Below are 11,965 nucleotides of genomic sequence, written 5' to 3' on the forward strand. Positions count from 1 at the left end.
GAACGAGCGGGTTCCTGCGGATTGTCATTAAAATCACTTGTGTAACTCGACTTATTCATTGTGCGAATCTGACCGCGCATGAGGTAGTACCTTCGCGTGCCGGGCTAAATACATAACGTCGTTCCCGTTTTGTGTCAAGATGTCTAAGTTGGTCTGTATATACCTGGTTATGTCCGCCCAAGTGGCAGTGGCGGCTTCTGGGCCTACATCCCTTTGGGTTCTACTCCATTGGAACATTGCGTGTGATTCCCATAACGATCCCGCGTCTCGGCGGGCACGGCCTCCGAATTCAATACTCATCGGAAATGGTTGTGTATTCCATTGTTGCTTTTCGCGCGTGTCGGGGGTATCATCCCACCACATTACCCTTCTAAGATCGACATCTGTTATTTTCGCCTGGACAATCTGCGATAATCTTATCACGCCCCAACGAAGATCCAATCTCGCCAATTCTGTAATAGGTGATAATTCACCACAGTCGCTCAGCAGTGTCACGATTGTAGCCGCTGTGCTTCCGGAGGATTCTTTCCCCTGCATTTCCTGGAGAGATTTACGTAGTATCTTAGCACCGTCAGCTGTGATCATGTCGCCCATGAACTCCCTTACCGCAGTGAGAGTTTGGTTGGAAATTGGCAATGCCCCAACGGATTCCGCCAAGTCCTGGATGTTTTTTTTCTGATATGGCAAGTCGCAGGGTAGTCCCCCCTCCTCTTGATATGTCTCAAGGTACGGTTTCGACAGACAATCGAGTTCTGCACCAAACTTAAGCGCGACAAAGTACTCTGCCAGACTCTTGTGAGAGAATTCATAGTACCCCGAAAAATCTGGCCGTAGCAGAGTTTGGTTTCGTAAATCATAATCCCATTGGTCTTTTTCGTGATCATGCTCAAACTTATGGCTAAAATATTGCTGAATCCGATTCGGAATATCCTTATAATGGATCCGCAGATTACCGCTTTTGATCATTTCCCAAGCCAGCTCACATAGGAAAAAGAGCTTGTCTGCAGTTGTGGTAAAGGTCCGTTGCGTGTCGATGTTTCGCAAGAGAAGTTTGTTGGTGGCGAACAGGTAGACCTGGGCTTGATTCGTCAGCAGACCCTTTTCAGTCTCCTCGACGGCCGCGAGGAGCAACTCCACAAGAATCGGTTTGCGAGCCATTTCCTTCAGGTTATCAGAGTTCATGACTTGGTCGGCGATCTGATCGGCTTCTGCACCTTTCAGCCGTCCCTTGATCACCGTGCGAATCTGGTCATCGGTGAAAGGTTCCAAGTAGAACACTTCAAACTTGGGTGGCTTGAGGACGGAAATTCGCCTACCAAACTCTTCCCCGGCGAGAAGTTTTTCGGCCTCCTCTGACCAGCGGAAGTACTCCGTGCGACTGGTAAGAATTACTTTGCTATTGTCATCTACGAGGTGTGCCAACTCCCAAAAATTGTCAACAACGGTTTGCTTGTCGACTCTGCGAGCCATTTCATCAAATCCGTCGAGAATCAAGAGGATCTTTCCACGTCGATTGAGTTCCTCGAATACTTCATACGGAGCCCCGACAAAGTGAACTTGGTATTGCTCCGTCAACGCGTCGTTAATCAATTCGCGCGCAGAAGTCGCTTTCGTGAAGTTGCGCAGTGTGATCAACAATGGCAAACGTTCGGTGGCAGGATTGGCAAGGTACGCTTGCATGCGTTTGTAGGCATAATGCCGGCAGAACCACGTCTTGCCGGAACCGAACTCACCCAGCAACGAAACGTGCATCTTGCCGCGCTCGGACAACCACTGATCGATCGCACCATCGAGACTCTTATATTCTTCACGTTTCGTTTCATTCGATTCTGCATCAAGAGTCTGTTTGTAGCAGCCAATATCGACGTACAGTTCAGGGATGTTATCTCCTTCAACGAGCGACGTCAGCGAATCAATGTAAGGTCCCCAGACTTTCTGACGGAGAAAATTACTCAGATTGAATATTTCGACATCCGTGTCGGATGAAACTCGGCGTGCTTCTTCCGACACCCGCTTGTCGCTAATAATCCATCCTTGGTTTGTCTTTCGATCAAGCATCTCGTCCATCTCTGTGACGTCCGTTTTCGTGATTTCACCGCCGATGCAGCGGACTAAGACACGCTGATTGACGGTGCCTTGCTGCATCGTTGCCATCAAATCGATTGAACGGTCATCATCGTTTAACTGCGGCTGTCCGACCTCGTAGCGGATCGCTCTTAGCCAGACACCAATTTCGCTTGCCAGCTCTGAAAGCGGTTCTGGACGTTTTTCCATGTCGCTCAGAGCGACACAAATCTCTTCAGGTAGGTGTTTAGTCGGCTCGTAATCAATGACCTTCGATTCGTTATCAATGACAATTGGGATGGAGTTCTGGGCCAGGACACTTAAGACTGGTAAATTCTTAGTGCGGAAGTCACTGATAAAGGTGTCCTGAATGAGACGACTGTATTTCATGTCATCTGGATGAAGTCTGACCGAAATATTGACCAAATTAGGCGCAGGTAACGTGATCTTGGTGTTGTTGTGTAACCACCAATAGACGCTGTTTTGAGGATTAATCGAGAAAGTTTTCACCGTCTCAATGTTGACGCGAGTGCTCTCGATATCCAATTCATCAGCGAACCGAAGCAGTGCTGCGACGAATTGTTTGCGACCAGTTTGGTCAAGTTTAAAGCCGATTTCACAGTCACCAATTGCAAGCTTCGTGTGATGCTTACATACGTCCTGTAGGTCGAGTAGTAAATCTTCGGGAATCTCCCGCGCGGCACTGTGCAGGGTGTTTTTAGATGTTCTACGAGCAATATCGATCCATGCAATCGATAGATAGTGGTGATTTCGGCGGATCTCTTTTTGTTCGTTGTCTTTGAATTTATTAGAGCCTATAGAAGTAAATTCGATATTGAAATTAGCGCCTAAAGCCTCAGCACATTCCTTGATCTCCGGGAAATTCACGACATCGCATTGCATGCCGATGTCGTGTAAATAAATCCCAGCGAGAAGTAAATACGTCTCTTCGGGGGTGAGTTTTTTTCCCTGGAGTGCCTTGAGTAACTGATTTGCAAAAAAAACAAGTCGTTCACAATGCTTTATTCCATGATCAGTGAAATCTTGAATCACTCGGGGAGCTTCATTTGACCAGATTTTCTCGACTGCCTCCCGAATTTGGCTGAGGTTGGTCCGTAATGGACTGCTTTCTGGGATTTGCTCGAGTAGCTGTTTCTCTTCAGTACTGAATTCTGCCATCGATTTGCCCTTTAAATTTCTCAACTTGATTACGATACTTCGACATTATCAAAATATTATTAATGTGCATTCGAACTGTTATCTGAATCTTAATCCAATAGTTACGCTACCCTTATGTGTTTCAAGAATCAATAATTCCATAGAGGAATATGACCAGGTAATAACTGTTTCCCAGACAATTATATTTGTTCGCCAATAAAAACAGGCTCTCGATCGTAACCAGTCATCACCTGGTAATAGTGTGAAGAGGGCTGCAGGAGCAAATAAACGTAAGGCTCATTATGCTGATCGTGTATGACGACTCCTCTAATGCCTTCAGGGACTTGATACCAGACACCTTTTTCAAAACCAAACGTCGCGAGTATTTCTATGGGTTCCGGAGCATATTGTGTCCAAGCACCGGATTCCAGCGTTGCCATATCACAGTTCCAGGCTAAAGGAACTTTGATATCTCTTCGACGATTGCCCCACCGCATGACATGAACCGCGCCTTGATAGAAGACGGGAAGTAATGGTAGTCGATGGCGCTGCATGAAGAGGATTTCTTTCTGCGCACGCTCTGAACGTTGAAAAAAACGTTCTTCCAAATTGTACTGTTTAATAAATTCATCCGGTACAGCGTGCCTGCTGACTGTAATTCCGGTACACATTCAAAAACACATCTTTCCCGACACATCGCATATGTCGTAATTATGGGTGGAATCATGATAGACTTCATAAAGCGGTAACGTTTCCGCACTTCTAACTGAGAACCTGCCGAGCTTTTGGTTAATGTTACGTTTGAGATGGTCTAGCTCGCATTGTGGTTCTTCGAAAAAGAATGTTCGTTGTACTTTGGTTCGCCAGGTCAGGCCCTCGGCAATAATATGCATGTGGCTAATGGGATGCTCTCGTGGTGCGGCTTCCAACATCGGCATCACTGCATCGTAGATCGTGCGAAATGACGCCGTCGGCATCGCTAAAGGGGTTCGACCTAACCAAAGTGCTGTTTTGTTTGCGTCGATCTGTAGACTTATTTGACTCGCGTAGACTTGATTGTGATCCAGCGTTTCAATCAGGCGTTCAATGTTGCGGACTGCCCAGGCTTTGATTCGTAGCCAGTCCTTTGTCTTACCACCGCATGAACCACCCCGGGCAATTGCTTTGTGTGGCGGCCTAGTTGTTTGAAGAGGGGTAACAGCATCCCCCCGTAGCTCCCACCAAAGAGCCTCGCCTTTGATCGTGAGTAAGTCACGAATCATAAGCCGGTCTGCCTGCCTATACTGCCAACAGTTGCGAATGTTTCTATCTCGCAATTTACGTTCGCTTTTAGTGCCAATGCCACACAGCTCTCCCACTGACTGAGAGTTGAGAAAGACTTCACAATCCTTTTCCAGAGTCCGCACGCCGTAAGGCTTAGCTGAGTCGCTTCCGAGTTTGGCAATCGTGCGAGTAGGTGCCACTCCGATCGAAACAGGTATCTTGACCTCTTCTTTAACTCGTTGTTGCAGTGCTTTTGTGGCTTCGAAGATTGGTAGACCGAAATAACGTTCTAATTCAGACGCATCGAAAAACATTTCATCGATTGAGTAATACTCGACCGATGGAGAGACTTGTTTTAGCAACTCAAGTAGCCGCCGTGATATGACCTCGTACCAACGAAAGTCACGCTTCACATAGACAGCATGAGGGCAGAGCTCTTTGGCCTGCCAGATCGCGTGACCAGTCTTCACACCATATGATTTAAGCTCGTATGACTTAGCAATCACACACGCACCCTGATTGCCGAGTATGCCACAGGGTACGCCTCGTAAACTGTAATTCCTGACTCTCTCACAGCTTACGTAGAAGCAGTCGGAGTCGATGTGTCCGATTAAACTAGTGCCCATTCGGGCATAGTATCAGAATAAATAGAGGTGACCAGTGAACAGTGTGTTAATTAATACCAACTACTACAGTAGAACTCCAAAGTGCTCGGTAAATACTCATTTTCTCGATACTTTTTATAAAACACGAATGTCAGCCATAGGGCCAAATTATGACATAGGTGAATATGAAAACAACGAAGACTGCAAAAACGACTGCTAAATAAAGGGCGAGTATCTATTTTGCCAACTGATAGATTGAAAGGGACTCGATTCCCATTTGTCCCTGGCCCGAAAATGGGTCGAAGCGAAGTGCCTTGATTGCTTTGTCTGAATCGATTTGAAATAAATAATTATTGATTTTCTGACTTGGATTCAATGTGCGGGAGGTGGTTTCGGCTGCATTGAATCCCCGCGAAGCACTGGCCCAGAAAAATTGTACCTGTGATCCTTTAGAAGGCCGCGCTTTCAGGGCAATTGCTAACGGTCCCGAGATGGGTTTCTCAAAATCAACAACCATTTGTGGGTCACCTTGATTCGACTTCAAAGATAAATTATTTGAATCATGGTCTACTTTAAGGCTGTTTAAGTAATGCCACTTTGCCACGTCTGATTTTTTGGAAAAATCCCATGCCATGATTAATTTCGCATGATGCAGATCGATTTTTTCCGGATTGATGGACTGATCGGGAGGGGTGAATGTTTTTAAAGCCTGCTTTGCGTCACGAATTCCACTTTTAGAGGCGAACTGATAACTGCCTGATTCGATCAATAGTACTGCGCTGCCATTCTCGTATCGCAAGAGTTGAACTCCTATAGCGTTTTCGATTTGCGCGCCACTCTCAGTAATGCTTTTAATAGAATCAGTCGGTAGAAAAACCGTAGCTGTAGTATTTGCGGGGATAGTCACATTCAGATGAAACTGGTTCCCCTCAAGTTTCCAGTCACTCTTAATCATTCCGTGAATAGAGTCGTAGGAGGCACGAACCCAATGAATCGGTTGGTGGTGCGCATTACTGCCGGGAGCAGGGGGATTCGGCTGGATGATGATTTTCTGAAATCCCGGACCTGCTGTTCTAATGCCCGTTAGTGTTTTGAACATCCACTCACAAACGGCACCAAAGGAGTAATGCGCGAATGAGTTCATGGCAGCATTATGTCTTCCAAAACCATCTTCTTTGGTATAGCTGTCCCATCGTTCCCAGATCGTAGTTGCACCTTGATCAATCTCATAACCCCAGGAAGGAAACTCGCGGCTTTGGAGCAAAAATGTCGCTAAGTCATGTTGCCCTGTTGATGAGAGTGCCGGCAACAATTTTCGTGTTCCCAAAAAACCCGTCGCCATATGGTTGCCCTTGTCCTCGACTTTTTTCGCCAGATGCTGTCCTGTTATCGGAAGTAGTTCTTCTGGTATCAAACCAGCATAGATCGCCAATGCGTAGGCCGTTTGTGTATCGACTTTGAGAGTCGCATCTTCATTGAGATATTTTTTGATAAAAGCCTTTTGAATGTTATGGTAGAGCTTCTGATAAGCGTCAGCTTCTGCTTCATGGCCGATCGCTGCTGCCATTTCGCTCATCATCTCTGAAGAAATGGCAAAATAAACGGTGTCAATATAATCCAGTGGAGTTGTTTCTCCCTGCGATAGCCAGTCCCCCCAATGATTACCATGATTCACACCCAGATAATTTTGGCTGGTCCGTTTGCGCCATTCCATAAAACGGGTCATCGGCTTCCAGCAGCGTTCAATGATTCTGGTATCGTTATAAGCTTGCCAGATGGTCCAGGGGCAAATCACCCCGGCGTCACCCCAGGCTGTTCCAAAATCCAATCCATGCTGAAAAGGAAAAGGAGCATAGCCAGGGAAGGCACCACTGGGTCGTTGTGATTCCATCAATTCACGCAGCCATTTCGAGTAGAACGCTGCGACATCAGCATTATAGATGGCTGTGCCGACGTAAATCTGAGCATCTCCAGTCCACCCCATCCGCTCATCACGTTGCGGGCAGTCGGTGGGAAGATCAAGAAAGTTCGCGCGTTGTGTCCAGACGATATTCTGAAATAACTGATTCACCATCGGGTCAGAGCATTCGAACTGACTCGCTAACGGAGTATCGGAGAGAATCACCAGTCCCGTCACAGTGTCTCGATTCGGTTCACCAGGAAAATTCGAAACTTCTACGTATTGAAAACCGTGAAATGTAAATCGGGGAGTATAAACTTCGCCTTCGGGATCTCCTTTACAGATATAATAATCAGTCGCACGCGCTTTTCGCAAATTTTCAGTCATAAGACGTCCATCGGGATGCAGCATCTCACCATAACGTAGCATCACACGTTGACCGGCTGGACCTTTTAGTTTCAGCCTGACGACTCCGGCAAAATTTTGCCCCAGATTAAAGATATAAGTCCCTTTGGACCGTTGTTTGATATCCACCGGTCTGATTTCTTCAGTGACGCGTACAGGGACACCCGGAAACGCCTCTAACTCGGGGCGATGAAATCCCAGGTCGACTTCACGCCCTTGAATTTTGACTGGTTTACCAGGCTCGGAAGGGTTACGAAATTCGTAAAAATTTGCTGTAGGGTGACCGTTTTGTTCTGCTAGAATCGCCTGTTCCCAGTTTTGATCATCAAAACCAGGTGTTGACCAGCCTTTGAATTCGTTACGAGCATCGTAAAATTCTCCCATCAACAGATCGGCTTGACGAATCGGACCCTTTCCGGTGACTTTCCAGGACTCATCGGTTCCAATCGTTTGGCGTGTGCCATCGGTGTATTCAATTTCCAATTGTGCAATCAATGATGGCGTTTTTCCATAGGTATAACGACCGATTTTTTCAGTCCCGATTCCTACTAGCAATCCAAACCCGACATAGCCACTATACCAACCATCGGCGACCCAGGCGCCAATGGCGTTCTCGCCGGTGGAAAGCATGTTGGTCACGTCATAAGAATAGTAGTAGGCTCTTTTTCGATAGTCACTCCACCCTGGTGCAAACCAGGCATCTCCGACACGCTGGCCGTTGATGTGCAATTCATATATACCCAAAGCCGATGCATAAACCGTAGCCCGGCGAATGGTTTTGTTTTGCGATTGAAACTGTTTACGATATTGTCTGGCAGGAGGTAGAAAGTGAGATTTTCGATCTTTGGCAATCGGAGTTTGATCTCGAAAACTGATATATTTAGCCGACCAGTCATTCTTTTGAAGCAGTCCCATGGACCATGTGGCTGGCTTCTCTGCGAAAAACGATTTTCCTGACTCATCCCAGACTTGAACCGTCCAGAAACAGTGTTGACGTGATGGCAGCGGCTTGCCTTGATAGGCAATTTGTGTTGTTTGCTGTGAAACAACTTTACCGGAGTCCCACAAATCAGGGTGATTCGCCTGAAGTCGTTTCTCTGTAGATGCAACAAGTATGCGGTAGGCAGTTTGCTTTTGCCCTCTTTGTGAAGATTCTAAACGCCAACTCAGCCGCGGTTTTTGCTCATCAATGCCGACAGGATTCGTTAAGTATTCACAACGTAAACCAGTCACAGTCAACTCCGGACTGTTGGCGAGAACTTGGTTCACGTAGAGTAACGCCAACAAGAAACCAATAATCAACCCGCGATTCATGAGCGTACCTTAAATCGTTCTCTATCGTTTTAAATCACTCTTATATGGTTATGGGCCCGCAGCCTTCAATTCAAAATTGAATTCATTGGGACCACTTTCGGTTACCGATGCTGTCAATCCAGATTTTTTTGTATCCGCATAAGATTTATGAAGCATCGAAACCCCTTTGACGCTCATGTCAGGGTTACCATCTTTGTCAATTCCCGGTTTTTCCTTCCAGGATGTGACAGAAATTTTGTATTCGCCGGGCTTTAATCCCGCTTGGTTCCTACTGGTGCGTGCGCTGTACTTTCCGTTAGAGTCTAAGACGCCAATTCCCGTGCCACCGCTGTCGGATTGAAATGAGACATGGCCGGTTGTCAGCGGTTGACCGTCAAGAGTGACTGTTCCCGTCACATCGGGATAGTCGTTGAAGTCACCTCCGCCGCCACAGCCGGTCAAACAGCCAAACATTACACCGATATAAAGAAAAGATTTCATATTTGTGGGTCTATTCATAGCGCTTCTTCCTTAAAACTCATTTTAAAAGTCATACACCATCTGATTCGATAGTGTATGACTTTGTCTGATTATGTTGCTGAATGAATTCGTGATAGAAATCGAGATTAATCAAGCGTCACAGGATTTCCATCAGCTTTGTCTGTGAGGCGACAGTAGTTTTCGTAATCGATGTTCTCACTAAGAAATCTCACAGAGCCATCAGCCAGCACAAAATGAGCTCCCCCGACGTGGTGACTGGAATGACCTGGACCAGCTGTAGGCCAGCCAACATAGACATCAGGATCGAGAAAGGCACTATTAATTTTCCATGCCTGAATCGATGTGGGAACATTATCAGACCAGACACTGCCCCAAGTATGATTTTCAGGATTCCGCTCGCCCATCATTAATACATTGGAAGTTCCGTCTGTAATATTTCTGATTCTGGTGTCGGTCGGACCCCGGGCAAACATGCCTACAATGAGTTGGTTTGGCAATACGTGAGGAGCACTCCAACCACCATTACCACCGGTAACAGTGGAAGTGATCGCTGGACCAGCAGTTCTACAGAAAGAGTTCGGTGGGTTGGGGCAATCTCTAGCTTGACCTGTATTCATGGAACCACCAACACAGACATAAAAGGCACCTTGTGCAGCGACACTGATACCACCATGAATCGAACCGTCTTTACGCCTTCCCGAACCGGCAGTTGGGTTTGTAGGGCATGTGTAAACAGCAAAAAACTGTTTCTCAATTAATGCGCGGTTGCCGGAAGCAGCATCATTGATGCTTACATTGAAATTGATCTGATTGTATAGGGGTGCCTGATCAACAAATGGTAGGATTAAGCCAAACAGAGTATGACGCGGAAAAAAGCCGGTAGAAGGGGTATGTGTGATTCCTGGGTCATTATCATTCCAGCTTGATGCATAGGGAAAGACCGAATGAGTCTCGTGGTAGTTATGCAAAGCGATACCAATTTGTTTCAAGTTGTTTTTGCACTGACTGCGACGAGCTGCTTCGCGTGCCTGTTGCACAGCAGGCAACAATAACGCAATCAGAATAGCAATGATGGCAATCACCACTAATAATTCGATTAATGTGAAGCCTCTAGGCTTGTGTCTGGTTCCAAGTGTGGACATTAGTGGCGCCTCCTAAATAAAAGAAATAAAAAATATTCAACATGCCCCTATGCTGAAACATGCTGATAGGGAAAACTTGATGATCAACAGGGTGTTTTACTAATACAAAAGTGCTGAGAGGATTTGAAAATCACTAAAAGGATTGGCTATATTCAATTTTTCAAGCAAGGCTCATCACTCTCAATATGGATTCAACAAAATCGATGAAGTATTAGGTGAAATACCTATGAATATGTTAATAATCTATCTGCAAAAACAAGGGATTTACCTTGATTATCGTGCCAGTGTTCTGGACAATAACGCCAAGGCTTGTTTTTGCATGGGGATTTTCTAATGGTCTGGATTGCAAGAAATACACTATAAATAGTTTTTAAAAACAATAAGTCGCGTGTTTATTATTTAAGTGTGCGTATTGCTGTGTAGGACGATATTGCCATGGATTAGCACACGCGATTTTGGATGGTTTACAAGTGTAAAGTAGATGGTCGCAATTCTAAAAAAAGAAAACTGGTTTCATGAGGATGGTTTTCCCATTGTGGTTGAACGTCGTGATCCACAAGAGCCTTTTGGTTTGCATGCGCACGAATTTTCCGAAATCGTGATCGTGACGGGAGGTGTTGGTCATCATGTCACTGGTTCCGAATCTTACCTGTTGACGACAGGCGATGCATTTGTCATTGGAGGCTCTCGTCCTCATGACTATCAGAACATGGAAGACCTAAGGCTGATCAATATTCTATTTGATCCTCTGGCATTACAGTTAGACTTGAATGATCTCGGGACATTGCCTGGTTATTTGGCTTTGTTTACTCTCGAACCTGCCTGGAGAAAAAGGCACAATTTTAAAAGTCGGCTGAGGCTCGATGCAAAATCGCTGGCAACTGTTGTTTCCTATGTCGACACGTTAGAAGAGGAACTTTCGAAAAGAGAGGCCGGCTTTCAGTTCCTGGCAACAGCTGCGTTTATGCAGGTTGTTGGTTATCTATCTCGGTGCTTTAGTAATTCTGAAAATCCTGATTCCCAATCACTGTTATTAATTGCTGAAGCGATTACCTATCTGGAACTCAATTATTCTGATGAGATTAACTTGGATGATTTAGCAGAAATCGCACATATGTCTAAACGGAATTTCATTCGCACATTTCAAACGGCAATGGGAAGATCCCCGATTGCGTACTTGATTCAGTTGCGAATCAACCGTGCGATTGAACTACTCAAACAGGGGGAATTCAGCATTACCGAAATTGCCATGCAAGTCGGCTTTAATGATAGCAATTATTTCACAAGACAGTTTCGACAGCAAATGGGGACATCACCTTCTTTATACCGCAAGATGAACAAGAGCAGCAAATAGCTGAATGGTGTCTATGTATTCAGAAGTGGCTGAAAGCGTTTGGTTTTCGCGATAAGTATTTAAGAAGGCTACTTGCACAATTATGGAATCGTAGCAGTATCGGGCTTCTCTGGTTCTCTACCCATCCACATTGGAGTGTGCACAAACCAAATGATCGTCGCTAATAGTAGGATTCTCTTCGATTGTTCAAGATCAATCATCCCCGCAACAAACAGGACGGGGGAAAGGAAAGTCCCTGCCAAAGCCAGCCATGATATGATTTGAATAATTCGTCTCATGA

General features: G+C 45.7%; 8 protein-coding genes. 1 reads left to right on the forward strand and 7 read right to left on the reverse strand.

Annotated elements, in window-relative coordinates; translation table 11 throughout:
• Positions 1 to 51: 51 nt before the first annotated feature.
• The 6 genes from V202x_RS17220 to V202x_RS17245 form a co-directional block, all read right to left on the reverse strand.
• Complete coding sequence (locus V202x_RS17220) at positions 52 to 3,243, reverse strand: NACHT domain-containing protein (RefSeq protein ID WP_145177622.1); 3,192 nt, start codon at positions 3,241 to 3,243, stop codon at positions 52 to 54.
• Positions 3,244 to 3,422: 179 nt separating this feature from the next.
• Positions 3,423 to 3,893: a hypothetical protein gene (locus V202x_RS17225; RefSeq protein ID WP_145177625.1), complete on the reverse strand. Its 471-nt coding sequence runs from the start codon at positions 3,891 to 3,893 to the stop codon at positions 3,423 to 3,425.
• Positions 3,894 to 5,111, reverse strand: coding sequence for a nucleotidyltransferase (locus V202x_RS17230; RefSeq protein ID WP_145177628.1), 1,218 nt, complete (start codon positions 5,109 to 5,111; stop codon positions 3,894 to 3,896). It abuts the gene before it with no gap.
• Between the two features lie 214 nt (positions 5,112 to 5,325).
• Entirely contained in the window at positions 5,326 to 8,709 is a 3,384-nt protein-coding gene (locus V202x_RS17235; protein ID WP_145177631.1) for a glycoside hydrolase family 78 protein, read from the reverse strand.
• A gap of 48 nt (positions 8,710 to 8,757) precedes the next feature.
• On the reverse strand, positions 8,758 to 9,207 hold the full coding sequence (locus tag V202x_RS17240) for a carboxypeptidase-like regulatory domain-containing protein (protein WP_145177634.1): 450 nt from the start codon (positions 9,205 to 9,207) through the stop codon (positions 8,758 to 8,760).
• Between the two features lie 107 nt (positions 9,208 to 9,314).
• The gene (locus V202x_RS17245; protein ID WP_145177637.1) at positions 9,315 to 10,331 is read right to left on the reverse strand and encodes a DUF1559 domain-containing protein; all 1,017 of its coding nucleotides are present in this window, start codon (positions 10,329 to 10,331) and stop codon (positions 9,315 to 9,317) included.
• Between the two features lie 481 nt (positions 10,332 to 10,812).
• On the opposite strand from V202x_RS17245, the gene V202x_RS17250 reads away from it, so the two are divergent.
• Positions 10,813 to 11,685: an AraC family transcriptional regulator gene (locus tag V202x_RS17250; protein ID WP_145177640.1), complete on the forward strand. Its 873-nt coding sequence runs from the start codon at positions 10,813 to 10,815 to the stop codon at positions 11,683 to 11,685.
• Between the two features lie 80 nt (positions 11,686 to 11,765).
• On the opposite strand, the gene V202x_RS17255 is transcribed toward V202x_RS17250, so the two are convergent.
• Positions 11,766 to 11,963 carry a hypothetical protein gene (locus V202x_RS17255; protein ID WP_145177643.1) on the reverse strand — a complete coding sequence of 66 codons (198 nt, stop codon included), beginning with the start codon at positions 11,961 to 11,963 and terminating at the stop codon, positions 11,766 to 11,768.
• Between the last annotated feature and the right edge of the window lie 2 nt (positions 11,964 to 11,965).

Source organism: Gimesia aquarii (assembly GCF_007748175.1).
Taxonomy (GTDB): domain Bacteria; phylum Planctomycetota; class Planctomycetia; order Planctomycetales; family Planctomycetaceae; genus Gimesia; species Gimesia aquarii_A.